The sequence below is a fragment of the Parapedobacter tibetensis genome (assembly GCF_024704835.1).
In the GTDB taxonomy this organism is placed as follows: Bacteria; Bacteroidota; Bacteroidia; order Sphingobacteriales; family Sphingobacteriaceae; genus Parapedobacter; species Parapedobacter tibetensis.
In genome coordinates this window covers 151,818-177,091 of the sequence record NZ_JAMXBE010000002.1, presented here as the reverse complement: position 1 = coordinate 177,091, position 25,274 = coordinate 151,818, and the positions used below count along the sequence as shown (strand labels likewise).

32 protein-coding genes and 1 pseudogene are annotated in these 25,274 nt (G+C 47.8%); 17 read left to right on the top strand and 16 right to left on the bottom strand.

Going from position 1 to position 25,274, the window contains the following annotated elements; genetic code table 11:
• Positions 1 to 8 precede the first annotated feature (8 nt).
• The gene (locus tag NF543_RS03425) at positions 9 to 1,271 is read right to left on the bottom strand and encodes a serpin family protein (RefSeq protein WP_257666703.1); all 1,263 of its coding nucleotides are present in this window, start codon (positions 1,269 to 1,271) and stop codon (positions 9 to 11) included.
• Positions 1,272 to 1,640: 369 nt separating this feature from the next.
• Here NF543_RS03425 and NF543_RS03420 point away from each other — a divergent pair, with 369 nt between their 5' ends.
• The 6 genes from NF543_RS03420 to NF543_RS03395 all read left to right on the top strand — a co-directional run bounded on the left by NF543_RS03420 (position 1,641) and on the right by NF543_RS03395 (position 5,860).
• Complete coding sequence (locus NF543_RS03420; protein WP_257666702.1) at positions 1,641 to 2,153, top strand: D-aminoacyl-tRNA deacylase; 513 nt, start codon at positions 1,641 to 1,643, stop codon at positions 2,151 to 2,153.
• Positions 2,154 to 2,188: 35 nt separating this feature from the next.
• Positions 2,189 to 2,374, top strand: a complete 186-nt coding sequence (locus NF543_RS03415) for a hypothetical protein (RefSeq protein ID WP_257666701.1) — start codon at positions 2,189 to 2,191, stop codon at positions 2,372 to 2,374.
• A 152-nt stretch (positions 2,375 to 2,526) separates the two neighbouring features.
• Positions 2,527 to 2,742, top strand: coding sequence for a hypothetical protein (locus NF543_RS03410; protein ID WP_257666700.1), 216 nt, complete (start codon positions 2,527 to 2,529; stop codon positions 2,740 to 2,742).
• 56 nt (positions 2,743 to 2,798) lie between these two features.
• Positions 2,799 to 2,996 (top strand): hypothetical protein, encoded by a 198-nt coding sequence (locus tag NF543_RS03405; protein ID WP_257666699.1) that lies wholly within the window; start codon positions 2,799 to 2,801, stop codon positions 2,994 to 2,996.
• Positions 2,997 to 3,005: 9 nt separating this feature from the next.
• Positions 3,006 to 3,296, top strand: a complete 291-nt coding sequence (locus tag NF543_RS03400) for a type II toxin-antitoxin system YafQ family toxin (protein WP_257666698.1) — start codon at positions 3,006 to 3,008, stop codon at positions 3,294 to 3,296.
• Between the two features lie 143 nt (positions 3,297 to 3,439).
• Positions 3,440 to 5,860, top strand: coding sequence for an ABC transporter permease (locus tag NF543_RS03395; RefSeq protein WP_257666697.1), 2,421 nt, complete (start codon positions 3,440 to 3,442; stop codon positions 5,858 to 5,860).
• A gap of 182 nt (positions 5,861 to 6,042) precedes the next feature.
• On the opposite strand, the gene NF543_RS03390 is transcribed toward NF543_RS03395, so the two are convergent.
• The gene (locus tag NF543_RS03390) at positions 6,043 to 6,477 is read right to left on the bottom strand and encodes a hypothetical protein (protein ID WP_257957428.1); all 435 of its coding nucleotides are present in this window, start codon (positions 6,475 to 6,477) and stop codon (positions 6,043 to 6,045) included.
• Between the two features lie 122 nt (positions 6,478 to 6,599).
• On the opposite strand from NF543_RS03390, the gene NF543_RS03385 reads away from it, so the two are divergent.
• The 6 genes from NF543_RS03385 to NF543_RS03360 all read left to right on the top strand — a co-directional run bounded on the left by NF543_RS03385 (position 6,600) and on the right by NF543_RS03360 (position 14,411).
• Positions 6,600 to 7,889, top strand: a complete 1,290-nt coding sequence (locus tag NF543_RS03385; protein ID WP_257666695.1) for a DoxX family protein — start codon at positions 6,600 to 6,602, stop codon at positions 7,887 to 7,889.
• Between the two features lie 149 nt (positions 7,890 to 8,038).
• Entirely contained in the window at positions 8,039 to 8,371 is a 333-nt protein-coding gene (locus NF543_RS03380) for a hypothetical protein (protein WP_257666694.1), read from the top strand.
• A gap of 41 nt (positions 8,372 to 8,412) precedes the next feature.
• Positions 8,413 to 10,860 (top strand): ABC transporter permease, encoded by a 2,448-nt coding sequence (locus tag NF543_RS03375; protein ID WP_257666693.1) that lies wholly within the window; start codon positions 8,413 to 8,415, stop codon positions 10,858 to 10,860.
• 237 nt (positions 10,861 to 11,097) lie between these two features.
• Positions 11,098 to 13,536: an ABC transporter permease gene (locus NF543_RS03370; protein ID WP_257666692.1), complete on the top strand. Its 2,439-nt coding sequence runs from the start codon at positions 11,098 to 11,100 to the stop codon at positions 13,534 to 13,536.
• Positions 13,537 to 13,767: 231 nt separating this feature from the next.
• Positions 13,768 to 13,983, top strand: a complete 216-nt coding sequence (locus tag NF543_RS03365) for a hypothetical protein (protein WP_257666691.1) — start codon at positions 13,768 to 13,770, stop codon at positions 13,981 to 13,983.
• Positions 13,980 to 14,411: a type II toxin-antitoxin system VapC family toxin gene (locus tag NF543_RS03360; protein ID WP_257666690.1), complete on the top strand. Its 432-nt coding sequence runs from the start codon at positions 13,980 to 13,982 to the stop codon at positions 14,409 to 14,411. The genes NF543_RS03365 and NF543_RS03360 overlap by 4 nt, the downstream gene beginning before the upstream one ends.
• A gap of 111 nt (positions 14,412 to 14,522) precedes the next feature.
• Here the strand turns inward: NF543_RS03360 and NF543_RS03355 are convergent, their stop codons facing one another.
• From NF543_RS03355 to NF543_RS03340, 4 genes are all read right to left on the bottom strand, one after another.
• Positions 14,523 to 14,747 (bottom strand): DUF8507 family protein, encoded by a 225-nt coding sequence (locus NF543_RS03355; protein WP_257666689.1) that lies wholly within the window; start codon positions 14,745 to 14,747, stop codon positions 14,523 to 14,525.
• Positions 14,748 to 14,807: 60 nt separating this feature from the next.
• Positions 14,808 to 15,302: a DinB family protein gene (locus NF543_RS03350; RefSeq protein WP_257666688.1), complete on the bottom strand. Its 495-nt coding sequence runs from the start codon at positions 15,300 to 15,302 to the stop codon at positions 14,808 to 14,810.
• A gap of 190 nt (positions 15,303 to 15,492) precedes the next feature.
• Entirely contained in the window at positions 15,493 to 16,167 is a 675-nt protein-coding gene (locus tag NF543_RS03345) for a hypothetical protein (protein ID WP_257666687.1), read from the bottom strand.
• A 5-nt stretch (positions 16,168 to 16,172) separates the two neighbouring features.
• Complete coding sequence (locus NF543_RS03340; protein ID WP_257666686.1) at positions 16,173 to 16,313, bottom strand: hypothetical protein; 141 nt, start codon at positions 16,311 to 16,313, stop codon at positions 16,173 to 16,175.
• A gap of 213 nt (positions 16,314 to 16,526) precedes the next feature.
• Here NF543_RS03340 and NF543_RS25395 point away from each other — a divergent pair, with 213 nt between their 5' ends.
• The 4 genes and pseudogenes from NF543_RS25395 (at position 16,527) to NF543_RS03330 (ending at position 18,548) form a co-directional block, all read left to right on the top strand.
• Positions 16,527 to 17,528, top strand: coding sequence for a CocE/NonD family hydrolase (locus tag NF543_RS25395; protein WP_308378393.1), 1,002 nt, complete (start codon positions 16,527 to 16,529; stop codon positions 17,526 to 17,528).
• Positions 17,529 to 17,537: 9 nt separating this feature from the next.
• Positions 17,538 to 17,693: a hypothetical protein gene (locus NF543_RS25390; RefSeq protein ID WP_308378392.1), complete on the top strand. Its 156-nt coding sequence runs from the start codon at positions 17,538 to 17,540 to the stop codon at positions 17,691 to 17,693.
• A gap of 18 nt (positions 17,694 to 17,711) precedes the next feature.
• Positions 17,712 to 18,401: pseudogene (locus tag NF543_RS25385) on the top strand (CocE/NonD family hydrolase); the annotation flags it as partial.
• A 21-nt stretch (positions 18,402 to 18,422) separates the two neighbouring features.
• The gene (locus tag NF543_RS03330) at positions 18,423 to 18,548 is read left to right on the top strand and encodes a hypothetical protein (protein WP_257666685.1); all 126 of its coding nucleotides are present in this window, start codon (positions 18,423 to 18,425) and stop codon (positions 18,546 to 18,548) included.
• A 106-nt stretch (positions 18,549 to 18,654) separates the two neighbouring features.
• Here NF543_RS03330 and NF543_RS03325 read toward each other — a convergent pair whose 3' ends face one another.
• From NF543_RS03325 to NF543_RS03285, 9 genes are all read right to left on the bottom strand, one after another.
• Positions 18,655 to 18,855 carry a PIN domain-containing protein gene (locus NF543_RS03325; RefSeq protein WP_257666684.1) on the bottom strand — a complete coding sequence of 67 codons (201 nt, stop codon included), beginning with the start codon at positions 18,853 to 18,855 and terminating at the stop codon, positions 18,655 to 18,657.
• 14 nt (positions 18,856 to 18,869) lie between these two features.
• Positions 18,870 to 19,019 (bottom strand): hypothetical protein, encoded by a 150-nt coding sequence (locus NF543_RS03320; protein ID WP_257666683.1) that lies wholly within the window; start codon positions 19,017 to 19,019, stop codon positions 18,870 to 18,872.
• Between the two features lie 87 nt (positions 19,020 to 19,106).
• Positions 19,107 to 19,310 carry a hypothetical protein gene (locus NF543_RS03315; RefSeq protein ID WP_257666682.1) on the bottom strand — a complete coding sequence of 68 codons (204 nt, stop codon included), beginning with the start codon at positions 19,308 to 19,310 and terminating at the stop codon, positions 19,107 to 19,109.
• A 60-nt stretch (positions 19,311 to 19,370) separates the two neighbouring features.
• Entirely contained in the window at positions 19,371 to 20,144 is a 774-nt protein-coding gene (locus tag NF543_RS03310) for an ATPase (RefSeq protein ID WP_257666681.1), read from the bottom strand.
• Positions 20,138 to 20,344, bottom strand: coding sequence for a hypothetical protein (locus NF543_RS03305; protein ID WP_257666680.1), 207 nt, complete (start codon positions 20,342 to 20,344; stop codon positions 20,138 to 20,140). Before NF543_RS03305 ends, NF543_RS03310 begins: the two co-directional genes overlap by 7 nt.
• 203 nt (positions 20,345 to 20,547) lie before the next feature.
• Positions 20,548 to 21,054, bottom strand: a complete 507-nt coding sequence (locus NF543_RS03300; protein ID WP_257666679.1) for a hypothetical protein — start codon at positions 21,052 to 21,054, stop codon at positions 20,548 to 20,550.
• A 9-nt stretch (positions 21,055 to 21,063) separates the two neighbouring features.
• Positions 21,064 to 22,344 (bottom strand): hypothetical protein, encoded by a 1,281-nt coding sequence (locus tag NF543_RS03295; protein WP_257666678.1) that lies wholly within the window; start codon positions 22,342 to 22,344, stop codon positions 21,064 to 21,066.
• 41 nt (positions 22,345 to 22,385) lie between these two features.
• Positions 22,386 to 22,574 carry a hypothetical protein gene (locus NF543_RS03290; protein WP_257666677.1) on the bottom strand — a complete coding sequence of 63 codons (189 nt, stop codon included), beginning with the start codon at positions 22,572 to 22,574 and terminating at the stop codon, positions 22,386 to 22,388.
• A 25-nt stretch (positions 22,575 to 22,599) separates the two neighbouring features.
• Entirely contained in the window at positions 22,600 to 24,351 is a 1,752-nt protein-coding gene (locus tag NF543_RS03285) for a HEPN domain-containing protein (protein WP_257666676.1), read from the bottom strand.
• A gap of 135 nt (positions 24,352 to 24,486) precedes the next feature.
• Here NF543_RS03285 and NF543_RS03280 point away from each other — a divergent pair, with 135 nt between their 5' ends.
• Positions 24,487 to 24,714, top strand: a complete 228-nt coding sequence (locus tag NF543_RS03280; RefSeq protein WP_257666675.1) for a helix-turn-helix domain-containing protein — start codon at positions 24,487 to 24,489, stop codon at positions 24,712 to 24,714.
• A gap of 156 nt (positions 24,715 to 24,870) precedes the next feature.
• Here NF543_RS03280 and NF543_RS03275 read toward each other — a convergent pair whose 3' ends face one another.
• On the bottom strand, positions 24,871 to 25,272 hold the full coding sequence (locus NF543_RS03275) for a GlcG/HbpS family heme-binding protein (RefSeq protein WP_257666674.1): 402 nt from the start codon (positions 25,270 to 25,272) through the stop codon (positions 24,871 to 24,873).
• Between the last annotated feature and the right edge of the window lie 2 nt (positions 25,273 to 25,274).

Sequence of the window (25,274 nt, the reverse complement as noted above, 5' to 3'; positions counted from 1 at the left end):
CGCTAATACTACCCCTTAGTCGCCTTAACCGATGGGTCGTTTACCTGCCCAACAAACAGGATCAACCCGGTGGTGATTTCGCGGATGGCAAACAGGAATGGACGGTCAACATTGAATGTATATACCTGTGGCAGGGATGTTAATTCGACACCGACAGATGTCACCGCCGCAGCCTCTGTTCCTTCTTCGTTAACTTCAATAAAGGATTTCTGTTTCACTTCACTGATGAGGAGGTTCCGTTCGCCTCCGATACCGGAAAAATCCGCGCCGGGGCCAAACGCAATACCCATGCCCATATCAATCAGTTCGTCGTTCAGTTTATTTTCATAGCTGAATTTGAATTTCGGCAGCGCAAGTTGGGTTTCCCGAGGTTGGAAACGCGAAACCAGTGTTGACCAAGTATCCGTATCGTTCAGCTTTTCTGTCAACTGCGCGGGGCTGATATCACCATGGGGCTTCAATATGACCATACTGTATTTCTTGTTGCCGTAAGGCAATTCGATGGCTTCAACTTCATCGGTTGCCCCTACCTTAAAAGTATGCTTCACATGCATAAAGTCCGTTTGCAGGGAGCTCCCATCATGCCGTGTGAACGTTCCTTTTTTGGTGGCGGATTTATCAAAGCGTTGTTCCCACTCGCCTTTGAAATACACGGCGTTGATCAGGTACATCACCATATTGGCTGGGATACCGCCATCGATAATCGTCGGGATTTTCTTTTTGGTTTTGTTGCTTACCCAGTCATTAATAACGTCTTCGGCATTGGGTGCCGAGAAGTCCAGTGCGGATACATCGGCTTTGTAAAACGTACGGTTTACATCAAGGAAATCCGGTAACACACTGAATCCCTGCCGGTACCAGATGGAATTAGCAATATCCAGGGTCGTTCTTGGGTCAAGTGCCGGTAGGTCAGTCAACAGTTTTTGGTAGTAGGCGTTGATATCTTCCGTGGTAAAGCCATCAAACTTCAGGGACTTCTCAATGGCCTGACGTGTCTCCCCGGCGGCACCGTTATTGGTCATGGCCAACGCTATGCTGACACTTAGCGGCGAGAGTAAGGCATTTTCATTGTCCTTTAGGTCTGCCGTTGCCGTGCGGAACAGTTCGAAAGCAAACAAATTATCGGTTCCCGCTTTCTCCTGTTCTACGGCTGTCAACAGCAAATCCTTGCCAGTCCCTAGTTTTTCCGGGTTGGTTTTATTGCAAGCGGCTAAGCTTATGGTGGCCACACTGAGTAGCAATGCACCGTAATTAACGAATGGTTTCATCATGGATGGTTTTTATCTTAAAGACGGATATGGCCAGCGAAATGCTACAAGCTGTTCCTTTATCTTGGACTGACATGCCGACTCGGTCCGCCTCGATCTTACCCATGGATCATCTTTTGGTTACAACTTCTATTGTCTTTTCAAAGGTACATACCCCTTATTCCCTATGGTTTCCCTATGAAATGCCGTGTTTCGGCCTTTTTCACGGCAATACATAGGCTAACACATGGATATCGCAGGGATGGAACATGGGCGAAGCATAGGGCTGGCAGGCCCGACCATCCGGTTTTGGAACGATATTCGCTATGCGTGAGTTGCCGTCTGCAAAGACGGCAATGAAATAGTTATCATCATCAAAGCGAATAGTATTCCATGAACATCCAACGTGTATTAAAAAAGATCAACCCCCACCGCCTAATGCAATTAGCTATCGTCTTACTGCTTGCCACATCCTTATTCTCATGCAGCAAAGACAACGATCCAGGACCCGAAGAACTGGAAGAAGAAATCGGGAACCTGCCGGGTCTTGGTGAAAAATCCGGTTCGCCATTGGGCGCCCAGTTCACGCTGCCAGACGGTGTCACCGTGGATGGCGAAATTAGGGGCGGAATATGCCAGGAGGCCGAAATCCAGATCGGAAGCGGCCTACTTGTTACCGTATGTATTGGCCTACGCAACGACAACGACGACGAGAAGACCATTACCTTCCCCGGGGGGCTGATACTCATCTCCACGACAGATAGTTACCAAAACGGGATTGTCGTAAAAGACGAAACCATCGTCATCCCCCCAAGACAACCATCCGCTTTGTCTTTTACACCTATTGCGGGAACGCGTCACGGGCATCAGCCAACGGTAGCGCAGTTTACACTTTCGGACCGGTAACTAACAGCAAGCTCATCGCCCGTCTTGTGGGCGACTTGAAAAACAAGAAGATTTCGGCGGTCGACTACCTAGACGGGGACGATTTTTCCGACGATTATTATGGGGTGTTAACCAATGTGCAGTCACTCCTATGGTTTATCACGGACGCTACCGAAATCACGGATTGGAACAGTTTCGAAATGATGTATAAGCAACAAATGAATCAGATACCTAATAAGTAACCCTTGGAATGACGTCCTCAGCTTTGCTTACGCGGGTATTTGGTGAGGATAATTATGAATTACGGCGACAAAGTCAAGTTTTTTGAAGAGCATAAATTTGAGATTACTGCGCATCTTCCGTTTTCCCAATGCAATCCGCTTGTGTTTCAGTGATGGAAAACAGCCAACCACCCCAGGGAAAACCCGCTTGCGCGCCGCTCAATGCTACACATCCTGTTCATATGGGTCGCCATATGTCGTTGTTGGGCGAAATCACGCCGGTAGATTTCAGCTTGCCCGAGGCAGGGCATAGATTCAGAAAACGCCACCGCATTTACCATGGTGGCGACCATGCCTCCCATTTGACGGTGTATGTTTTGGAACAGTAAAGAGGGTATCTTTTTATCAAAATTATTGATTACTTTTGTGTATAACATTGCGTACCATGCAAACATTGGAAATCAAAGTACCTGACGATAAAACACCTTTAATAAAGGCGTTATTGAAAGAGCTGGGTATAACAGTGAAAGTTAAAAAAGAAAATGACACACCAAACAAAGAAACCCTAGCTGCGATGAAGGAGCTTAAAGAAGGGAAAGGCAAAAAGTTTGACGACGTGGAATCGCTTTTTAACAGCATTTAACGACTAGCCTTGGCAAGCTATAAGATCACGACTTCCTCCAGGTTCGTAAAGGATCTTAAATTACTAAAGAAACGTTCGCTGAAGGATTTCGAACTGCTACGGTATATTGTTGTCATTTTATCAGAACAGGGCCACCGAGGCCTAGACCGGAAACACAGACCCCATCGACTCAAGGGGAGCTACAATGGGTATTGGGAATGCCACGTAAAGCCTGACTTACTATTAATCTGGGATGAAAACGAAGAAATCAACCAGCTGGAACTAGTCCGGACCGGCAGCCATTCAAATTTATTTGGATAACATCCGAACTGACCATCGGCGATACCTGTCCGCATATGAACAACAGGTGTCCGTTTTCGAACACCCCGATGTTTTACACACCAAACAAGTCACTGAACAACAACAACTTGAAACAATGGCCTGAAAAATGCATATAGCACGGTATGTTCAGGAATTTTCTTTTTATAACCGTCCGGAACTTTGCCAAACGCAAGGTATTCACCGCCGTCCATATCCTGGGGCTCAGCATGGCCTTTGGCGCAGCAATCTTGCTGTTCCTCACGGCGATGTTCGAATTGTCGTACGACAACTTCCACATGAACCGCGACCGCATAGGTTTCGTGTATGAGGAATCTAACCCAACCACTGGGAAAGCATATGGGGAAACGAAACCCATACCATTCGGCCCAGCATTGAAAGCCGAGCTCCCGTCGGTAGAACGCATGAGCCGCTACGGAAACGGCGGGGTCATCCTACGCCATGCCGACAAGCAATTTGCCGCTTCGGCGAAGTTCGTTGATGTAGATTTCCTGCAGATGTTCAGTTTCCCGCTCCGGCAAGGCCGGGAGACGGCATTGGAAAACCTGGATGGCATCGTCATCAGCGAAGCGATGGCCGACAATCTTTTTGGACATACCGATGTTGTCGGACAACCCGTCGAAGCGCAGGTCAACGGACAATGGCAAAGCAAACTGGTGACCGCGGTAACGGAAACACTGCCCCGCAATTCCAGCCTCACCTTCAACACGCTACTGCGTTTTGAACACCTGATGCCAGACTACCAAGCATATTTGGACAACTGGGATCACGCGAATCATGGCGTGTTCATCCAATGGGCAGACGGGAAGTTGGATCCTGCAACATTCAACCGGCAAGCCCGGCCGTTCATGGCCACCCACTACACCAAGGGCATCGCCAACTTGAAGCGCGATGGCGCACAGCCTGATGGAAATGGCGAATATCTGGCCCTCAAGGCACTACCCTTGAAAGCCTACCACCTGAACAGCCTGGGTATAGGCGGCGGAAGTAACCCCACCTTCCCATGGATGCTGTTGCTGCTGGCCGGGCTAATCTTGTTCATAGCGGGTTCCAATTTCGTGAACCTCTCCCTTGCCAGCTCATTTACCCGGGGCCGCGAAATCGCGATGCGGAGGACGCTGGGCGGCAGGACTTGGCAGCTCATCACCCAGCTTTGGGGTGAGTCGTTAGTGGTTTGTTTGTTGGCCTTGGGACTAGGCGGTGTCTTGGCGTGGGGCTTGTTACCGCAATACAATGCTAACATGAACTACTCCTTGCAGATGGGTATGCTCTTCACCGGACGGAATGTGGCACTATTCACGCTGGCGTTCCTCCTGATTACGGTGGTCGCAGGGGGTTACCCGGCATGGGCCATGGCGCGCATCAATACCATCACGACCCTTAAGGGAAAATTCCAGCTGAACAGCGGGGGCGGCCTGCGGAATACGCTGACCGTCGTGCAGTTTGCCATTGCGGTGGCGCTCATTATCGGCACATTGGTGGTCAGCAACCAGCTGCATTTCCTGCAAACACGCCCGTTGGGCTTCAACAAGACGGAGGTCATCAGCATCCCCATCGGTGATGAACTGGATGGCGAGACCGCAATCAAGCGCATGCGCGCTGAACTAGCGGCATTGCCCCAGGTGGAAAGCGTGAGTGGGTCGGACATCAATATCGGCAGGGGCCACGACGGCGGAATGTCCACGTCCATCATTGGTTTTGAACATGAGGGGAGAACAGTCCGGTCGCACTACCTGCGCGTCGACTACGATTACCTCGCCGCGCTGGATATCGAGCTGGTGGCGGGCCGGGATTTTTCGCGCGACTTCGCCACAGACACGAATGCCGTAGTCATCAATGAACAGATGGCAGCCCAATTGGGTGGTATCGACAAGGTTTTAGGACAACCCACCCCCATACGAGGATGGGGAGGCAATCAGGTCATCGGCGTGGTCAAAGATTACAACTTCAAGGATCTTCGGCAGCAGATCGAGCCGCTCACGATGACGATCAACCCCCATGACTTTCCCATTGAATACTTATTTGTAAAGGTAAGGCCTGAGAACCTTTCCGCCTCGCTACAAGCCGTAGAGCAAGTTTGGGAAAAAGTGAACCCCGGGGCCAACGAGGAAGCCTCTTATCTTGATGAAAATACGGATAACCAATACCAGCGCGACAAACGGTTCGCCAACATCATCGTCAGTGGGGCCGCGCTCGCTATCACCATCTCCTGCATGGGTTTGTTTGCCATTGCGCTTCTTTCCATCAACCGGCGGGTAAAGGAAATCGGCGTGCGGAAGGTGTTGGGTGCCAGTGTATCGGGCATCACACTGCTACTGTCGCGCGGTTTCATGAAAATGGTCGGTATCGCTTTTGCCATCGGCGCACCTGTAGCATGGTGGGCAAGCAATAAATGGCTGGAAGATTTTGCCTATCGGATCGATGTGGATATATGGTTATTGGCCCTTGGCGGCGCCATCGTATTGCTTGTGGCACTGGCCACGGTGATTACGCAGTCGCTCAGGGCGGCGGTGGCCAATCCGGTGGATTCGTTGCGGGATGAGTGATGATGTTTCAGCCTATTGCTCCCCGTCTGGATCCGGGGCGCTACGCTGCCGTATCCTAGGCCGGGTTAGCATCAGGCTGAAACTGTGGTGGTAGTAAGAGGGATTGTTGATGAGGGATGAGTGACCGGGTGTCCCACTACTGGCGGAAAATCGGTTGGGTTTCCCGGCCCCCCGGAGGTTCACTATTGATGGCTGAGGAACAGACGGTTCCGGTGGGATTGCCGGGTTTTCCCATAAGCTGGGGAGTTTTTCCTGTAAGATTTTTTCCCAAGCTGGTTAGCTGAAAAGTTTTTCCTGCAAGATTTTCTTCCCAGCCGGTCAGCTGAAAAGCTTTTCCTGCAAGATTTTTTCCCAAGCTGGTTAGCTGAAAAGTTTGTCCTGCAAGATTTTCTTCCCAAGCTGGTCAGCTGAACAGTTCTTCCTGTAAGATTTTCTTCCCAGGCGGTCAGCTGAAAAGTTCTTCCTGCGAGATTTTCTTCCCAGCCGGTCAGCTGAAAAGTTCTTCCTGCAAGATTTTCTTCCCAGCCGGTCAGCTGAAAAGTTCTTCCTGCAAGATTCTTTGCGTCGCTTGTCAGTGGAAAACTTCCGCTCGCGCATATATTGATTGTGGTATCCACCTGTCAACGTGTGTCTGTCGGCGCCATTAGGCTGCCCCCCATATTACAAAGGTCGGTACAATGCGCAGGTGTTCCCCGGGGAATTTAGTATCTTCGACACAACTAAATAACCGATCTGAACGATGGAAAAACCAACTGACCATTTACCCCGCTGGACCAGATTGCAGCGTTGGGCATTCCGCTACTTCTTCATTTTCTTTGCCCTCTACATTTTCCCATTCCCGTTAAACAGCATCCCGCTGGTCAACCAGCTTGCCCTATGGTATGGCAAGGCCTGGCAGCAGGTGGTGGCGTGGACGGGTGAACACATCCTGCATTTGCCTGAACCGATTACGATATTTCGGAGCGGGAGCGGCGACAAGACGTATGACCATGTGTTCCTCCTCATGGTAGCGGTGCTTTCTCTGCTGGCTGCGAGCATATGGAGTTTGGTAGACCGGCACCGTACCGAATACAACCGCTTGCTGTATTGGCTCAGGGTATATATACGTTACTATCTGGCCATGATGATGATGGCGTATGGTGTCATCAAGGTGCTTCATCTGCAGATGACATCACCCAGCCTGTTCCAGCTGGTACAGCCTTTTGGCGATAAATCGCCCATGGGGCTGGCATGGTCATACGTTGGCTACTCCAAGGCATTCAGCATGTTTACGGGCCTTGCCGAGGTGGTGGGCGGAGCACTGCTATTCTTCAGGCGCACCACCTTACTGGGGGCACTGCTGGTGGCCGCGGTGATGTTCAACGTGGCCATCATAAACTTTTGCTTCGATATCCCCGTAAAATTGTATTCGACATTGCTGTTTGCCATGGCCGTGTTCCTCTGTCTGCCGGATGCCAACCGCCTTTTGCGGGTGTTGGTGTGGAACAAACCTACGCTGCCCGCACCGAATGTAAAATACCGCTCGCGGAAGCACTGGCTGCGCATCGCGTTCACCGTGGTGAAAGTGTGCTTCATCGGGTTTGTTGTAATCAGCCAGACAGCATCGAGATTGAACGGGATGAAACAATATGGTGATAACCGCCCGAAGTCGCCCCTATATGGGATATACGATACGGAATTATTTGTGCTGGCCGGCGACACGCTGCCTCCGCTCACTACCGATAAAATCCGCTGGCGGCAACTCATCATGGATTGGCCGGAATATACACACGTCAAAACCATGGACAACTCACTGAAGTTTTTCAATACTTCGGTGGATACGGTGGCCAGGAGACTTACGCTCAGCACGGGCCAGAATAATGTCGACAAAATCATCCTCCGGTGCGAGCAATATCCAGAGGTATTGCAACTGCAAGGGGTGATGAAGAACGATTCGGTGACGATACGTCTCCGCAAACGCGACTTGGATAGCTTCCGCCTGATCGGCACCAAATTCCGCTGGGTACAGGAGTATCCGTACAATCGTTAAAGGTAGCTGCCACGTGCGGATGCGGACAATTGGTGTTCGATATCGAACACTTCCACTGTACGCCTTTCATTCATAACACAGACAATCAGCACATTACATATTTGGCGCAGTAAATGCTTTTCTAAAGTTTAGTGTCTCATAGCTAAAAAATGATAAAGAACTATCTCAAAACCGCCTTCCGGACACTTGTCAAAAACAAGTCGTACTCCATCATTAACATCGCCAGGCTAGCCATAAGCCTCACCGCAGCCATGCTATTGCTGCTTTGGGTATGGGACGAATTGAGTTATGATCGCATGCATAGCAAGGGGGATCGCATTTACTCAGCACATGGGGTCATAGACCGCGAGATGCAGAACATTTGGGCCTCATCTGCCCCGTTGGCTGTTTTCGGCAAGACAGAGATCCCCGTTATTGAAGAGGCATGCCACGTGAATGAATGGGGGAACATATTCACTCAAGACGGAATGAGGGATGAATAGACTGTTTATTCGCAAATTCGTGAATACACAAACGAAACAATATGATCAAGAACTACTTTATAACGACGTTCCGCCACCTTTGGCGCAATAAACTCTTCACCGCCCTCAATATCCTCGGCCTGGCCATTGGCATCAGTGCCTGCTGGGTAGTCTATCGGGTGGTCGACTATGAGTTCAGCTTTGAAAACAAGCTTCCCGACAAGGAAAACACCTACCGATTGATTACCGGACGTATCTTTGACGAGCGAGAATCGGCCTATGGTGGTGTATCAGCTCCTATTTATCAAGGCATCCGTGAGCAAGTAACCGGTGTGGGGCGGGTAGTGCCTGTCTTTAGGCAACATCGATTTTTAACCGTCAGAATACCACAAGAAACGGGCAACGCCGTGCTCGTCGAGGAGCCACAGGAGATCGTCTCCACTGATTCCAGCTATTTCGGCATGGTACATTATACCTGGCTGGCTGGAAATAAGGTCACTGCTTTCCACGACCCGCAAAATGTGGTCTTGACAGCAAGCCGAGCCAAAAGCTATTTCCCCAACCTGAAACCTGAAGAAATCCAGGGCCGGACACTTATCTACAACGACACAATCCAAAAGACCATATCTGGCATTGTAAAGGACTTGGACTATCCTACAGAATTTACCGCACAGGAATTTATTTATTTGGAGCCCCGGGTATATTCCTTGAACGAATGGACCAATACCAACGGTGGTGATCGGGTTTACCTTCAAATATCCGCAAGCGGCGATACGGCCAAGGTCAAGGCACAAATTACGGCCATGACCGACCAAAAATGGAAGGAATTCCAACAAGAACAAAAGCCTACCTATAGCTTTGTTCGTTGGTTCAGCCTTATGCCCCTCGCTGATTCGCACTTCGCCACACAGCTCAATGAGCATGGTGTCCGGAAAGCCAGTAAATCCGTACTATTCGGGTTGATGGGCATCGGTGGTTTCCTACTGTTATTGGCCTGCATCAATTACATCAACCTCAGTACGGCACAAATGCCCCAGCGTAACAAAGAAATCGGCGTGCGAAAGACCCTCGGAAGTAGCCGGAGTCACCTCGTTGGCCAAATCCTAAGTGAAACACTCGTCACCGTGTTGTTGGCTGCCTTTCTATCGTTCATTCTCTCCAAATTGGCCTTTGTACTATTGGGCGACATTATTCCCGAGGGCACGATCGAACATGTCCGAAATACTGGTTTCATCTTCTTCATGTCGACACTCCTCCTGTTGGTTACCTTATTTGCCGGTTGTTATCCCGCTTGGCTCGTTACGCGAGTAAGTCCGGTGCGTATCTTACGTGGGCAGACCTTCCTTTCGGCAGGAAACCGTGGGCTTACCTTAAGGAAAGGGCTCATCGTGTTCCAATTCGTCATTGCGCAATGCTTCATCATTGGGGCCTTAATCATGGGGCAACAGCTGAATTATACCATTCAAAAAGATTTAGGATTCGACAAAGAGGCCGTGTTACTGATTGATGTACCCTGGAGGCTTTCTGTTGGTGAAGCCAATAGGAATAAGGAACAAGTATTGGTCAATGAACTTCGAAAGGAGTCTGGAATTCGAATGGTATCCCAGGGCAAGGCCCCCATGATACAAGGTTTCTCGTCCAGTCCTTATACTTATGCGTCGGCGCAAGCGGCATATCCAACCGTCCGGCAGTTGCATAAGAAACTGGTCGACACCAATTACCTACGTTTCTATGATATGGAACTATTAGCCGGAAGGAACTTACGCGCCACCGATACCATTAGTGAACTCATCATCAACGAGACGGCCGCCAAGATTTATGGCTTTGCTAATCCACAGCATGCGCTTGGGAAAATCCTCAGCCAAGGCGATAGGCCTTATCCGGTAGTAGGTGTTGTACGCGATTTTCACTCACAGGATTTTTACACGGCCATTGAGCCTTTGGCACTCATGACGGCCTCTTCGGATATGGGTACCATCAATGTAAAATTGAGTGCTGACCCCGCGTCATGGCAACGTACTATCGAACATATCCAACAACACTGGAATAGCATCTATCCACCGGACGCGTTTAACTGCCGTTTCTATGACGAAAACATTGAATCGCTCTACCAACAGGAGCGGAATACAGCTAAATTGATCGATTTGGCTACCACCGTTGCTATCGTCATTAGCTGCCTTGGCCTGTTCGGATTGGCTACATTCACTGCATTCCAGCGCACCAAGGAAATCGGTATCCGAAAGGTCCTAGGTGCGACCGTATCGGGCATTGTAGCCTTATTGTCTAAAGATTTCTTGAGACTGGTGCTGGTAGCTATTGTCATCGCCAGTCCGATAGCATGGTGGGCGATGAACAAATGGCTGGAAGATTTTGCCTATCGCATCGATATTCAATGGTGGATGTTCACAGTAGCGGGGCTGGCTGCGGTGGTAATTGCGTTACTTACGGTGAGCTTCCAAGCCATTAAAGCTGCTGTGGCCAATCCGGTGGATTCGTTGAGGGATGAGTAATTATTGGCTGTCGGCCCTCAGCTATCGGAAAGCCTAGGTAAGGCCTACGGCCAGTGGGCTCCCGGGATAGGAACAAAAGAATAAGAATACAGCAACAAGGTATAAGATAGGCTGACTCGTGGATTCGCTCTTCGCGGATGCGCAAATTGGCAAATCAGCGAAACCCAACGCAGGAGGGTTCATTGATGCCTTTAAAAACAAACAGGAAATCAATAATAAACAAATTAGCGAAACAATATGATAAAGAACCACTTCAAAACCGCTTGGCGTACGATGGTCAAAGACAAGACCTATGCCACCATAAACATCCTCGGCCTCACCATTGGGCTGTGTGCTTGCATGTTGGTCTTTACTGTAGTTATCGATGAACAGTCGTATGACAAATTCTGGAGCCGATCGGGCGACCTTTACAAAATGTATGCGAACAAAAAAATGGGCGACGGTTTCCACCAAAGAGAAGCGTACACCTTGGAGGCATTGGGGAGAGCGTTGAAAGATCAATTTCCGGAAGTGGAACAATACGCTTCTATCAGAGCAGGCGAACAACGTTTCCGCATCGGTCTGGACAATCCTGATGGCGTAATGGTACATGTACTGAATGCCGACACCAATGCGCTGTCTATGTTTGACTTCGGACCCCTTAATGGTCGGCTGCCGAGTTTTGTGGCGGGGCATGAGAACCTATTGATTACCGAAAGCTTCCGCGACAAATATTTCAAAGGTGAAGACCCTACTGGCAAGATCATCGAAGATGTGCCTTCATGGAGCCAAAAGAAACAAACATTAGTCATTACAGGGGTCATCAAAGATATTCCAAAAAACACCCATCTTCGGGCTGATGCCATCATGTTGACCAAACCGGCAAACCGACAATTGGCTAAGGATGGCAGTGGAACGTATACAAACATGTATTACCTGCTCAAAAAAGGGACCGACGCGACCACAGTTAACCATAAAATAAACGATTGGATAAATAATTATTTCGAAAATCCTGACAAAAAGCAGGTAACCCATGTGCTGCAACCCATTACAGAGGTATACCTAAACTCCGATTATGACAGTAGCATTGCGGTGCAAGGCAACCGGAATACACTATATATCCTAATTGGGGTAGGTGTGTTACTCTTGGTTATTGCTTGTATCAACTTTGTGAACCTAAGCACCGCGCGGGCGATGAAACGGCTTAAGGAAACAGGCGTACGCAAAATCTTGGGAGCCCAACGAAGCCAACTGGCGTTGCAATTCTTGACGGAATCTTTATTATTCTTCCTGATCAGTACCTCATTTGCCATTGGCCTCTATGTACTCGGTCTGCCCATAGTGGCGGGTTTCCTTGGGCATGATCTCACCCATTCGCTGTTGGCAAATCCCAATATACTCGGATCTACACTCATACTCATCTTTTTGGTAAGTGTCCTTACCGGCGCCTACCCCGCCTGGCTGTTGTCCGGATTTAAACCCGCCAATACCCTGCGAGGGAAACTCTTCCAACATGGCATCGTTAGCGCAGGGGGTATGCGGAAAGCATTGGTTGTGGTCCAATTTTCCATAGCCATAGCGGTAGTGGTTGCGTTACTTGTGGTACAGCACCAAATTAATTACATTGGCAACAAGGATATCGGCTACGAAAAGAAAAACCTCCTGCATATTGGACTCCGTAATTGGGAGAATAAAGGAGAAACCTTCAAAACTGAATTGAAGAAGCTGCCCGGTATTGAGGCGGCAAGCATCGCTGGGTGGGATATTGTGAATGGCACCACTTCGCTGTACAGCACTGTAGATCATCCGATGAAGGAAGGTGAAAAATTAGAAATTCACTTCATTATTGCCGATTTTGATTTTGCGCAAACGCTCGGGTTCGAACTCCAAAAGGGCAGGTATCTAGACCCTCGTTATGGAACGGATGTTTTTGACATGCAGTCAACCTGGAGAATGGATAAAGCCGAGCAAGAACAATATGTCAATTCACGTTCAGCGCTCGTTACAACGTCAACTGCGAAGATGCTGGGGATTACGGAAACAGGCATACCCATACCGAAACTAGGCTATCCGGCGGTGGGTATTCTCAAGGATTTCCATAAGGAAGCGTTACATCATGCATTGGGTCCGGTTTTCATCCTTGGCGAAGCGGACCCCGACTATTCTTATATGTTCATACGGACTACGCCCGGTATGGAGCAACAGGCGCAAGAATCCTTGGTCAGCTTATGGAAAACGTTTTATCCAGACCGCCTGTTGGATGCCCAATGGGTATCGGATATCCTGGACAAACACTATGAAGCGGAACAAAAACAACAAACCTTGTTTTCTTTCTTCAGTGGCTTGATGCTATTTCTCTCGGCCATGGGCGTATTTGGGCTGATTGTCCATGCCGCCCAGCAACGCATGAAGGAAATCGGTATCCGTAAAGTGTTGGGGGCTTCGGTAACCGGCATTGTGAGCCTACTCTCGAAGGATTTTGTGAAACTGGTACTGATTGCGGTGCTCATCGCCTCCCCAATCGCATGGTGGGTGATGAACAAATGGCTGACTGATTTTGCGTACCGTATTGACATCCAGTGGTGGATGTTTGCCGTGGCAGGGCTAGCGGCGGTGATGATTGCATTATTGACCGTGAGTTTCCAAGCGATCAAGGCAGCGGTGGCGAATCCGGTCGACTCACTAAGGGATGAGTGATGGTAAATCAACGAGAGCAAGGATTTCAGGAGCAAAGAATAAGGATAAAAGAACAAAGGCAGACCCGTCTAACGTCTGATGTCTATTATCTAACTACTAAGTACTAACTACTAAAGAAATAGTCGAAGAAATCCCGGATAACACGGTGTGTGGCAGGGTATATAAAATGAGTAACTTGGCCTACCAGTTTCCAGGTTGGTTATTTTGGATAATATTTATTATTTTTGTAATATGAATGCAGATTTAAACATAAACACTATACTGACTCAAGTTAAACAGCTTGATAGGGCAGATCAATTGAGTTTATTGGGAAAGCTGGCATTATTAATTCGCAAATCCGATACGACAAGAAATAAAGCTAAACTCAGCTCTATTTCTGGCATTGGCTCATCACTTTGGAGCAAGATCAATATTGACGAATATATCGAGCAGGAAAGACAGTGGTGATAAAGGATTTCTATCAAAAGGCCGTATTTTTAGATACGGCTCCACTTATCTATTTCATTGAGGGGCATTCTGACTATCAGGAAAAGCTAATGGAATGTTTTGTCGCTAATGACAACGGCGATTTTACATTTATTACCTCTTCGATTACACTTCTGGAGGTATTGGTTAAACCTTTAAAGGAAGGGAAACCTAAACTGGTATCTCAATACAAAGAAATTCTTTTAAGCGCTTCCGGTATAAACTTAGCTGAGATATCCCATGATATTGCCGAAGGTGCAGCCCGACTAAGAGCAAAATATAACTTGAAAACGCCCGATGCGATACAAATTGCAACCGCACTAGAAAATCAAGCGGATTATTTTTTTACAAATGATCATCGGTTGGCAGTTGTTAAAGAGATTGCCATAATTACATTGCTTGATTTATAGTATGCTGGATTGATAATTTTATCGGCATTTTTGCGCACTACCCAGCCATCTTCGGCCACAATAACAGCCCATTATTTCCATAGCTTCGTTTCGAGTACGACCCGCATAGCGTTATTTAGACTTCCTGAAATGCCCCTTGCTTAATTCATCGTAATAAGCACTGTCGATTCCCTTCTCAGTTTCCCAATCCTCAACGGTTTCATCGAGTTGCTTGCTCAACAATTTGACAGCTAATCTCCGTAACTCCTGAAAATCAGCATCGGGCAACGGCTTTTTGAACAACCGCAACATCATAAGTTGTTGCTCATTCAAGGGGGAATTTATTGTTGTGGCCATACACAAATTTATGAAAAATTAGCTATACATGCAAATGCACGAACTTTGAACTTACGCCAGCTACCCCATCTCGTCTGCACTCGGCCCGTAACTTCCCGGTATTGGGATATCCAAGAGGCGCAGGAAAACCCCTAATTGCGCACGGTGGTGTGTCGTTTGGGCAAATGCGTGGCGAACCATACCATATTTTGTGGTATCCAAGTACACGGCGTCACCGCCCCGCATAATCCAAGGCTTGTCAAGCGCAGCTTCCGGCAAGCGTTGCAACGCCGCCTTTCCCGTTCGATAAGCTTTTTCAAACAAAGCCTGTAACTCGGTATTGCTGGTAATCGATGTGGGTTGATAAGCACCTTCATTGAAATCCAGCTCATCCTGATCCACAGCCAACGCATACCAAGATGGAATTTCGGCCAAGTGTGTAGCCAATTGTTTTAGGGTCATACTTTTGGGGTGTGGTGCCCAATCGAATCGGTCTTCCGGCACTAGTGCCAGCATCTTGCGGGTTGTCGCTCCTTCGCTTTCCAATTCGGTCAATAGTTCTTTAATGATATCCATTTTGATACGTATTTATTTGTTGTTTCTTGAGGCAAAGCTATCCGTATCCACTGACAACCCTATGTCAGGGCAAAAAAGCAAATTTGAAAAACAATGAATTTCCAGGGCTGATGGTCTGGATGTCTACGCATCAAATGAACCAGTCTTCAGTTAGCGAGCGATGCGCTACCAACTGTTTTCCCGAAGTATTTCAGCGCCCGAAATAATTCAGAAAATCTGTGCCGCAGTATTGGTAATGCAATTGGCCACAGTGCATCTTCAATGTAAGCTTACCGGTACTGATTTGTTGGTAAAGCGCTTGTTTGACATACAGGGGCCGGAGCAGCGGAGACCACTGGCAACGTTCCTCGATTTCCCGGTAAACTTCCAATGCAGGTCGACCTAAACGAAAGAAGTCATACCTAATTAATTTGTTCAAGTAAAGCTCAATATGTTGCCGTATTTCGTTTTCATCTTCGGAAGTTATGACTCGCTTTTCTTCGCGAAACGATAGTTTGCCTACGTTCCCTTTCCCTTTGATCGTCCAGGGTATGGTAATGAGATATTGAATTGCGCTGGGCTTACCTATCAGTTTTATCCGGACAATTCGCTTTTCGAACATGCCGAGATCGTCTTTATCAAAGTCCAGCTGTTTAGGCCACGGTCCATGGAAGATCTCCGAAAGAATATGCGTGTCATCAAAGGTGAGTTTTGACCCGGAAGCAAGCATTGCATAATCCCGAAAATAAAAGGGAGGTTTACTCATCAAAAATGATACCTCCTCCGCATCATATTGATGGTTGGCGCAGAGTTTTTGATAAGTGTACCATTGCTTGAAACTGCTTTGGTCGAGCATACCTGCATAAGAAGTCACTTGAGGTTTCATAAAAATCATTTTATAAGGTGCTTTTCTTCCGGTGTTACCTCTGCCGGCGATAGCTGCTCCAGATATGCTCCACCAACGAGGCGACCATACTGTCCATTGCAAAGAAAGATGTGTTCGAGATCCATGCGCTGAACCAAACGATCCACCAGATTTTGTTTATTTATTTCCATCGAAAAGCATAAAAACATACGAATAGTATAGATTATCTATACAAACATATAGATAATATTCCAATTATTCAAACTTTTGTTAACTTTTTCTATACAAATAGGACGTTTATCGGTATAAAGGTTTGAATTTTATGACGGAAGCATTGCCCCATACTACTTAAATCTTATCTTTGTGCAAAGCCCTTTGCCATGCATAAATTCATCTTTTTGCTCCTATACTTGGTCGCGGTCCTTGGAGGATGCGACACCGCAGCACCGACTACCGAAGCCGAATATATTAAACAGCACTACACGAAAATTGAGCAATATATATCGATGCGGGACGGTGTGAAGCTCTTTACTTCCATTTACATCCCCAAAGATACCTCCCAAAGCTATCCATTCCTTATCAACCGCACGCCTTACACGGTGGCGCCCTATGGGGAAGATGAGTTTAAGACCACGCTGGGGCCGGATTCCAATTTTGCCCGCGAGGGGTATATTTTCGTATACCAGGATGTGCGGGGCCGATGGATGAGCGAAGGAACTTATCAAGATATCCGCCCCCATATCGCCAACAAGCAAAGTGACCAAGACACGGACGAGAGCAGCGATACGTATGATACGATCGACTGGCTGATCAACAACATCGGCCATAACAATGGCAGGGCGGGCATTTATGGTATTTCGTACCCTGGCTTTTACTCCACTGCTTCCCTGCCAGAGGCACACCCCGCACTGAAAGCGGTATCGCCGCAGGCACCGGTGACAGACTGGTTCAGGGGCGACGACTTCCACCATAACGGAGCTTTCTTCATGATGGACGCGTTCAATTTCTACAGTCGATTCGGCGTGCCGAGACCCCAACCGATTACCTCCGACCAGTTTACCAATGCCGTGCAGGTTTCTTACCACGACAACTATCAGTTTTTCCTGGAGCTTGGGGCCCTGCCTCATGTAAGAGAGCGGTACTTCGGAGACAGCGTAGCATTTTGGAACGACCTCATGAAGCATGGCACACTCGATACGTTCTGGCGGGCCCGGGAGATTGTGCGGCACCTCACGGATGTGACACCGGCCGTGATGACCGTTGGCGGTTTTTTCGACGCGGAAGATGCCCTCGGACCTTTCGAAGTGTATAAGCATATCAAAGCCAATAACCCTGACGCTGCCAACTATTTGGTCATGGGCCCCTGGTTCCATGGCGGATAGGTGCGTAGCGTGGGTGACTTTTTCGGCGATATCCGGTTCCATGAGCCAACCAGTGCTTGGTACCAAGAACACCTCCAACTACCGTTCTTCAACCATTACCTGAAAGGGAAGGGCGCATTTGACGCCGCCGAAGCTACCGTCTTTCTGACGGGCAGCAATGAATAGAAGCACTTTGACACCTGGCCTCCCAAAGCAGCCATATCAAAGCAATTGTTTCTAAATGCCGATGGCCGGCTGACCTTCGAGAAAGCAACGGCCGCAGGATATGACGAGTATGTCAGTGACCCGGCGTCACCGGTGCCTTACCAAGCGGGCGTGCAGCAACGCCGTAGTCGTGAATACATGATAGACGACCAACGCTTCGCGTCGACAAGACCAGACGTTATGGTGTACCGGTCAGACATCCTCACCGAAGACATCACCTTGGCCGGTCCACTGCTGGCCAGCCTCTTTGCATCTACGACCGGAACGGATGCCGATTTTGTGGTCAAGCTTATCGACGAACATCCCGTGGATACCACCGCTGCCGGATTGGGGCAGGAGGGGAAAAACCTGAGCGGCTACCAGATGCTCGTACGTGGCGAAGTGCTGCGAGGCAAATTCCGCAACAGCTTCGAGCATCCCGAACCGTTTGTGCCCAGCAAGGTGACCCCCGTCAATTTCAGCCTGCCCGACATTGGGCACACGTTTCGAAAAGGCCACCGCATCATGGTTCAGGTGCAAAGTTCGTGGTTTCCGCTGGTCGATCGCAACCCCCAGCAGTTTCTGGATATCTACCATGCCAAGGATGAAGATTTTATCAAAGCGACCCATCGCATATACCATGGTGGAAACCACTCCTCCCACCTCACGGTAGCAATACTCGGACAGTAATGGGCTCGTCGAGGATAAAGAATGGGTTGGGAGATACGTTTATGGTCGACGCCCATGACGGAGCATCATGCTGCGGCTATCGTCAGCCGAGGTGTAATCGATGACTACGATATACCACCAGTACAGCGCATCCCGATATTGGGGTAAGTTTTGGTATTTGAAGAAATCTCGGATAACACCGTGTGGATTTTTCTTTTCCTCGGCATGTAAATACTATCATCAACGATCAACCAACCTTCTTGACTTACAATGTTTAATGGTTTTTGGGGTTGATATATTTAAGTGCAGAAACCATGAGGAAATCTTTATCATTGTCTGCAATCAATGTCAGGTTATTGACAATAGCGGTCGCAGCAATAAGTGCATCTGGCAATTTTATTTTGTGAGTTTTGCGAATCCTAATTGTTTCGCTGATGACATGCTCGTCTACCCCGATAATGGCAGAATTGGCCACAAACTGTTGGTAAATTAGCAGGTCATCGGGATTTTGGGGTGTCGCTTACGCAAAGTCGATAACTTAGATGGCGTGTTTACAAGACGTATCAACTGCAAATCCTCCAGCTCCTTGAGGAGCCGGTAAGCCTTTTGGTTCGTTAACTCGATAAGTACTGTTTGCATGACTCATTGCTTTCATACAAAGATACAAAACTACTGTAAATATTTATTTCCTTCTATACCGCTTCGACTTCACCCTATCATCCACAGTCAGCCAACTTTATTTGCCTGCGTTTCAAACAACAACTCCGTTCGCTTTTCTAAAACGGCTTTCGCAACCTTCAACGCTCGGTCTACATCTTCAAACACACCCGCTGCATTCCAAATTTCTCCTACATCGTAGCGTAGAGCGGTTATCGAATCATGGGTAGAATCCAATACATCAATTGTGCCTTCGCCAATTTGGGAACACACTTGCGGAAAACACTTTGCGACTTTTGGGCGATTCCGCTTTTAAGCGCTTCCTTACTTATTTCACCTTTGTTTATCTAGATAATACCGCTGAAACCAAGCGGGAACAGGGTCACTCGGAAAGTCTTCCCAAACTTTTTCCCCGTCAGCCTGCCGGAAATGGGCCACTAATTTATAAGGTTCTCCGTCTACCGAATTATCGAAGAAATAGGCTTGGTAGGCCAATTCGGCAGCGTTATACAATAAATCAAGCGATCGCATGTATCGGGATTCGATTTTAGTTTCCGGAACGTTGTGGCCTCCCTGTTGTACCCGCAGTTTTACACGGTATTTGTTGATGGCTGCGGATTCTGTAGACACAAAGTATAGGTATACCTTATAACCGTTTTCTGCAGCGCGTTTCATGATTTCCAGATTGGACGGATGGGAAAAAACCGTTTCGAAAGAAAAGCGTCTCCGATTGAGCAACAATTGCTCACGAAGAAACCGGGCAAGTAGTTGCGCAAGGTGTTCAATTTTATCTTGGGCAATCATTGTAAAGGCATCCTCCGTGATACGGAACGTGGATGTGAAATCGGTTTGTTTAGTCGTTTTATCAAGCAGGCCGCTATTGAAGGAAAAATTGACGAAATCCACTTTATCGAGCTTCAACGCGAAAGGCTCGAAAGAAAAAGATCCCTTGCGTAACATCGTGGCGATATCATCCGCATTAACATAATAACCAAAATCGATGGGCTTCCCTTCGATAACCAAATTGCGTACGGCATTGATTATAGTGCTTTTTCCGGAACCATTGGGGCCGGCAAACACCCTTAGTCGGAATGGTAGGTTTAGCATGGGATTTTCTCGACCCGTTCGGTTGTTCCATCAGCATTTTTGCGTACTATCCAACCATCTTCGGCCACAAGGACATAACCCATGATTTCCATAGCAGACCGTGCTGCCTTCTTTCCGGCTGCTTTTGCCTTACTCAGCAATGTCCGTTTGGTTAAATACGCATAGCCGTCTGCCGTTGTTTTTTGGTCTTTTGAACTCATAGTACAAATATAGCGAACTTTTCGCCGGCAATCAATAGTAGCCACGCACCGATAGTTTGTCAACTGTCGTCTATACTCGCTGCCCGAACATGAATCAAATGTGCGGATTCAATGACCTTTAGGAACTTTTCGTGTATTTTATATATGTAGTCGCTGCCCCGGTTATCGTCGGCCGAGGTGTAGTTGATGGCCACGATGTACCATCAATACAACGCATCCCGGTATTGTGGTAGGTTCTGGTAATCGAAGAAATCTCGGATAACTCGATGCGGATTTTCCTTTTCCTCAGCGTTCAGGTGGAATGGGTAGTATTCTTCACGTTCGAACTTCTTGGGATTATGGCCGTTGTTGAAATAGCCGTGGGCAGTGTTAACTGTATCAGGAATCAGTTTATCACTATCATTTCTCATACTGAGCAATAATTCCCGGTCGGGCATGTAAGTACTGTCCATCAAGCGACGCACAAGGGATAAGGCTTCCACCAATAGCTCGATAAATTCGTAGCGAACGAACAGCTCCATGAGTTCATCGCGATTGAGCTGATAACCTGATTTTATAGCAGCGTACAGCCATTTATCCAATTGGTTACGCCACTCCAGCAGGTTTTCCCAATCGAAGAATTGGTGAACGGCGAGATAAGGATTACCGATTCCCTGCGGGTGCAACCTGCGGGGAAAGTAGTCGTAAGGGGTGTGGTTGGCGAAGGGCATGGTCAGCGTTTATTTAGTTGATTCAGTTTCTTTATTTAGGGGCCTTGTCCAACGACTGCATACATCAATATTAATCAAATACAGCAGCTCAATAATTTTGAATAATTTTTGTCGCAATTCGCTAAACGGATTATATGCCTTAAACTCTTTCTGTAACGCCCAACGCAACATATCTCGAAGCTGTTGTCTTGCCAGGCCGACTCCCGTTCTGCGATAGATTTTCGATAAAGCCCGATGAGGATTCGCAAGCTGATTTTCGGTTAAATGATGTTCTTTCAACCGTTGTCCCTCTTCCAGTTTGGGCCCTTCAAAATGCTCATAGGTGTCCGGATCAAGCCACGAACTTGGCACTTCATCACCTTGCGTCAACAACCATGCTCCTTCTAACAACGTAGCGACATCTTCGTAGATACCAACTAACTTTCCCGGCTCCGCTTTGCTCCATATCTGATCTTTTTCAATACTGCAATCAAACCAATCGTCGATTTCTTGTTTAAGCAATGTGGCATTATACCGATGCATAATCCAGTTGATATGCTCTAGCGGGTTGTATTTTCCAGTATTTCCCGCATCTAAATGTATGATCGTATAATCGTCTTCAAATAAATGCTCGTTGTGGGGCGCACATTCCTGAAGAAACTCACAATAGGAAAGGTCACGCACCAAATAAGCTATCTCAACAAGCTTTAACAGATTTTCATATGTGTCCAAAGGCTGGTCGTCCCAACCTGATGATGCGATACTGTCCCATTTATTGGCGTACTCCTGCCATTTATCCAATAATAGACACCATTCGACGACGCTTATTCTGGAAAAGAAATCATCTAAGGCAATCATGAAGTTTTTTATTTCCTGCGTGCCCAAATGTTGCAATCCCCCTTTTGCAACCACCCCTGGTCTATTTCGTTTACCATAGTCCGGATCCTGATGTTTTGACTTCTGGCGGAAAGGATTCGTTACCCATTCAACGTTAAGTAAAGGAGGGGTGTATTCCTCCCTCTTCATGCGGTCTTTAAATATCCATGCGCTGTTTATTAGTTCCTTCAACATTTCGATTACTTTGGAGTAATCCTGTGTCTTATAATCGTGTTCAGGGTCTTGCGCAGTAACCGCTTTTGTCAACGACCACAACTGTTTTCGCAGTTCTTCATAGCCAAAAAACTGAAAGGGCCAAAGAAATTCATGGGTTAGATGATCGACATATTCGTCATCATCTTTTGGGATTTGGTAGGTAAAATCGTTTTTCATTAGTTGCTTTGTAAATTTAGTTGTCCGTTTAATTTTTGTCATCCCCATCACCTTTTTCCTCTTCTTCCTGCTTACTATAGCCTTCAGGATAGATTATCAACCGTTTCATCGGGAAGTTCCGCCGGTTGCGAGGTAACCCAACCTGTCAAATCCCATAGCTTTTTGGCAAAAGATTCGTAATCGTCATAATGCAATGCTTCTCGGATTCCTTCCATCAGGTATTCCTGTTGTTTCCAGAACTCATCTGGACTTTTGAGATATATGTTTTCCATTGCATTCGTGTTTAATTGGCACCGATTATTCTGTTGTAAGGGATTCATGATAGCTTTCAAACTTCCTCGCTACCTCTTCCAATGCCTCCCCACAAACTCCGTCAAAGAAGTGGACGATTTCTTTGGCTCGGGTGCGATGGAACGACAAGAGTGTTTTCGATAGTCCCATAGGAATGTTTTGCCACCATACGAATTCCGGAATGACGGCCAGTCGCAGGCGCTCCTTTTCGACATCGCTTTTGGGATGGAAGTAGTCGATGAGTTTCATCGTAGCGATACCGCTCCAATCCAACAGTTCGGAGATGTGCAAGCGGGTTGGCATAAACCCCACGGCACATTGCAGGTATGTATTGACACCGATCTCCAAAAGGTTACGCAGAAGTAAAAGCCCAGTATCAAGTTTCAAATTAGCGGTGTTTTGGATGACGGCATTCAAGTTGTCCATGCACGTCTTCGCGTTCTCCCGTACCTCCGAAATGCGCACATACTCCGTGTTCCAATCCACCTCGGCCACCGCAAACGAAGGTTCAAAGGTCGATTTCTTGCGCAACACCCATCCCTTTGTCCAAAGCGTGTGGACGAATCGACCTCCTTCGGCCAGCTTCTTTTTCACATATTGCTCGTTCAGGTAAACCACCATTGCGCTGGCTACGCCAACCTTCATGCATCTAAAATGGAACGGGCCTGTGTTTTTCATCAATACAACCAGATAGAGCTCGACTTTGGACCCTCCTTTTTCATCATCCGCATCTTGTTGAAACAAGTTACCTCCCGTGAAGCTACCAGTGCGGTAGTTCAGCATCGTGATCTGCTCGGGGTTGTGGTTTTTGCGGATCTTTTCCAGCAATTGATTGGTATCTACCTTGTACTGTTGCGGCCAGGGGAAGCCGGAGAAATCCTCACAGATCAGCTGCGTTGGGACTGCGGCAGCTACCGTCGGTTTGGAGGCCTGCTGCGCACCGGTCGTTTCCTCGGATTTTACGGTCTCGGGCGGCAATTGCTCCCGATAGGCGGTTATGCGCTCCACCATCGCCGCCACCATACCGTCCATCACGCCCTTCGCTTGCTCGCATTTATCCAGCAGAATACCGAATTCATCTTGGGTGATTTCTATTGCCTCCTGCTTCTTGGCCTTAACATAGCTTTGATCCAACAGGCGGAACAGTTCGACCGAAGGGCTATCATAGGGAAAAATGGTCAACAGCTGCGGAGCCACCCCACGTACAGTCTTCATCAGGTGCTCAATATTGTGGGATTTGCCCCCGTTGATGCCCGCCGTGGCCTGGAAACCCTTGAGGCGCAGCTCCAGAAATTGATGCAGCATAAAGGCAGCTTGGCCAAGGTCACCCTTGGCGATGAAGTTGTTTACGCCTTCCCTGAATTCATCCGATCCCTTCCGGCATTTTTCATAATTGAGCGCTGCGAGCTCCAGCAGTCCGGTGATGGTTTTATGAGAAAATAGCGGATTAGTCTTTTTGGAGGCCGTATACAATTCGTGATGAGGCAAAGACGCATAAGTGTAATATAGGCTGCCCAGCTTCAATTGGTTCTGCCATTCGCCGGCGAGCACCATGTCAAAGGGAATATCCTCCGCGTCCGACATGCATAGCGACACAATGGGTGCCATGGCCTTGGGCGCAAGCCCTTTCACCGGGTTGACCACCAGCAGGAGATGCTGTCGTTCTTCTTCCAGATACGGATAGGAAAACATAAAAATGCGATGGAGATCCATGCGTTGGGTCAGTCGTTCTACAAGGGTTTGTTGGTTAGTACTCATGGCTTTTAGCTTAAATATTCAAAATATCGTATAGAAAATCTATACAAATGTATATGTATTATTTCAATAAAACAAACTCTTGTTCACATTTTCCGCACATATTGCATATTTACATATACAAAAGCATGGAATTTTATGACAGCATTAGGGGAAATTTTGGCAAAACGGTCGGTGAATAAGTCGATGGTGGCCAGACGTACAGGACTCAGCAAAGCCAGGATGAATGAATTAACACTAAACCATTCTAGCAAACTGAGGGCGGATGAGCTTTACCTCATTGCCAAAGCCATTGACATGGATCCCTGCGCGTTGCTCAATCAATTGTATGGACAGTTGGTGTTGGTGCAGGCAGAAGAGGATTAGACCCAATGGTGAAGCGCCTGCTCAAGGAATTGGGGGTTAGAGCGTGCAATACAGAAATGTTTTCTCTAAAGAGGATGCTGAAAGTTTTGATCGCCATACCCAAAGCTTGCGCAACGAATGGCTCGACACTTAATTGATAATAATGTCATCGTCCGATCATGAAACGGCATCTGCGCCTGCCTGCGCTACCGCATGGTCGTTTTCAACGGTGTCGCCGGATACGCCGATGGCTCCGATAATCTCCCCTGTCGCATTTTTAATGGGTATACCGCCGGGAAACGTGATCAGTCCACCATTGGAATGCTCAATGTTGTACAGCGAACCGCCAGGTTGGGATAACTTGCCTATCTCGCCGGTAGGCATATTGAAATAGCGAGCCGTACGAGCCTTTTTTTGTGAAATATCGATGGACCCCAACCAGGCATTGTCCATGTGGACAAATGCCACTAAATTGGTTCCGCTGTCTACGACAGCGATGTTCATTAGGGTGTTTAACGCTGCTGCTTTCGCCTTGGCCGCCGCTATGGCCCGCTCGGCCTGTTCTAATGTGATGTTCATTA

What these genes read in the sequence shown, in the direction of transcription:
- NF543_RS03290 (WP_257666677.1), bottom strand. Translation starts at nt 22,574, where the DNA reads ATGGAAAACATATATCTCAAAAGTCCAGATGAGTTCTGGAAACAACAG.
- NF543_RS03370 (WP_257666692.1), top strand. Translation starts at nt 11,098, where the DNA reads ATGATAAAGAACCACTTCAAAACCGCTTGGCGTACGATGGTCAAAGAC.
- NF543_RS03425 (WP_257666703.1), bottom strand. Translation starts at nt 1,271, where the DNA reads ATGATGAAACCATTCGTTAATTACGGTGCATTGCTACTCAGTGTGGCC.
- NF543_RS25395 (WP_308378393.1), top strand. Translation starts at nt 16,527, where the DNA reads ATGCATAAATTCATCTTTTTGCTCCTATACTTGGTCGCGGTCCTTGGA.
- NF543_RS03420 (WP_257666702.1), top strand. Translation starts at nt 1,641, where the DNA reads ATGAACATCCAACGTGTATTAAAAAAGATCAACCCCCACCGCCTAATG.
- NF543_RS03295 (WP_257666678.1), bottom strand. Translation starts at nt 22,344, where the DNA reads ATGACAAAAATTAAACGGACAACTAAATTTACAAAGCAACTAATGAAA.
- NF543_RS03305 (WP_257666680.1), bottom strand. Translation starts at nt 20,344, where the DNA reads ATGAGTTCAAAAGACCAAAAAACAACGGCAGACGGCTATGCGTATTTA.
- NF543_RS03275 (WP_257666674.1), bottom strand. Translation starts at nt 25,272, where the DNA reads ATGAACATCACATTAGAACAGGCCGAGCGGGCCATAGCGGCGGCCAAG.
- NF543_RS03350 (WP_257666688.1), bottom strand. Translation starts at nt 15,302, where the DNA reads ATGGATATCATTAAAGAACTATTGACCGAATTGGAAAGCGAAGGAGCG.
- NF543_RS03320 (WP_257666683.1), bottom strand. Translation starts at nt 19,019, where the DNA reads ATGCAAACAGTACTTATCGAGTTAACGAACCAAAAGGCTTACCGGCTC.
- NF543_RS03345 (WP_257666687.1), bottom strand. Translation starts at nt 16,167, where the DNA reads ATGAAACCTCAAGTGACTTCTTATGCAGGTATGCTCGACCAAAGCAGT.
- NF543_RS03385 (WP_257666695.1), top strand. Translation starts at nt 6,600, where the DNA reads ATGGAAAAACCAACTGACCATTTACCCCGCTGGACCAGATTGCAGCGT.
- NF543_RS03375 (WP_257666693.1), top strand. Translation starts at nt 8,413, where the DNA reads ATGATCAAGAACTACTTTATAACGACGTTCCGCCACCTTTGGCGCAAT.
- NF543_RS03410 (WP_257666700.1), top strand. Translation starts at nt 2,527, where the DNA reads ATGGAAAACAGCCAACCACCCCAGGGAAAACCCGCTTGCGCGCCGCTC.
- NF543_RS03310 (WP_257666681.1), bottom strand. Translation starts at nt 20,144, where the DNA reads ATGCTAAACCTACCATTCCGACTAAGGGTGTTTGCCGGCCCCAATGGT.
- NF543_RS03280 (WP_257666675.1), top strand. Translation starts at nt 24,487, where the DNA reads ATGACAGCATTAGGGGAAATTTTGGCAAAACGGTCGGTGAATAAGTCG.
- NF543_RS03365 (WP_257666691.1), top strand. Translation starts at nt 13,768, where the DNA reads ATGAATGCAGATTTAAACATAAACACTATACTGACTCAAGTTAAACAG.
- NF543_RS03330 (WP_257666685.1), top strand. Translation starts at nt 18,423, where the DNA reads ATGGGTTGGGAGATACGTTTATGGTCGACGCCCATGACGGAGCATCAT.
- NF543_RS03285 (WP_257666676.1), bottom strand. Translation starts at nt 24,351, where the DNA reads ATGAGTACTAACCAACAAACCCTTGTAGAACGACTGACCCAACGCATG.
- NF543_RS03300 (WP_257666679.1), bottom strand. Translation starts at nt 21,054, where the DNA reads ATGCCCTTCGCCAACCACACCCCTTACGACTACTTTCCCCGCAGGTTG.
- NF543_RS03405 (WP_257666699.1), top strand. Translation starts at nt 2,799, where the DNA reads ATGCAAACATTGGAAATCAAAGTACCTGACGATAAAACACCTTTAATA.
- NF543_RS03380 (WP_257666694.1), top strand. Translation starts at nt 8,039, where the DNA reads ATGATAAAGAACTATCTCAAAACCGCCTTCCGGACACTTGTCAAAAAC.
- NF543_RS03355 (WP_257666689.1), bottom strand. Translation starts at nt 14,747, where the DNA reads ATGGCCACAACAATAAATTCCCCCTTGAATGAGCAACAACTTATGATG.
- NF543_RS03395 (WP_257666697.1), top strand. Translation starts at nt 3,440, where the DNA reads ATGTTCAGGAATTTTCTTTTTATAACCGTCCGGAACTTTGCCAAACGC.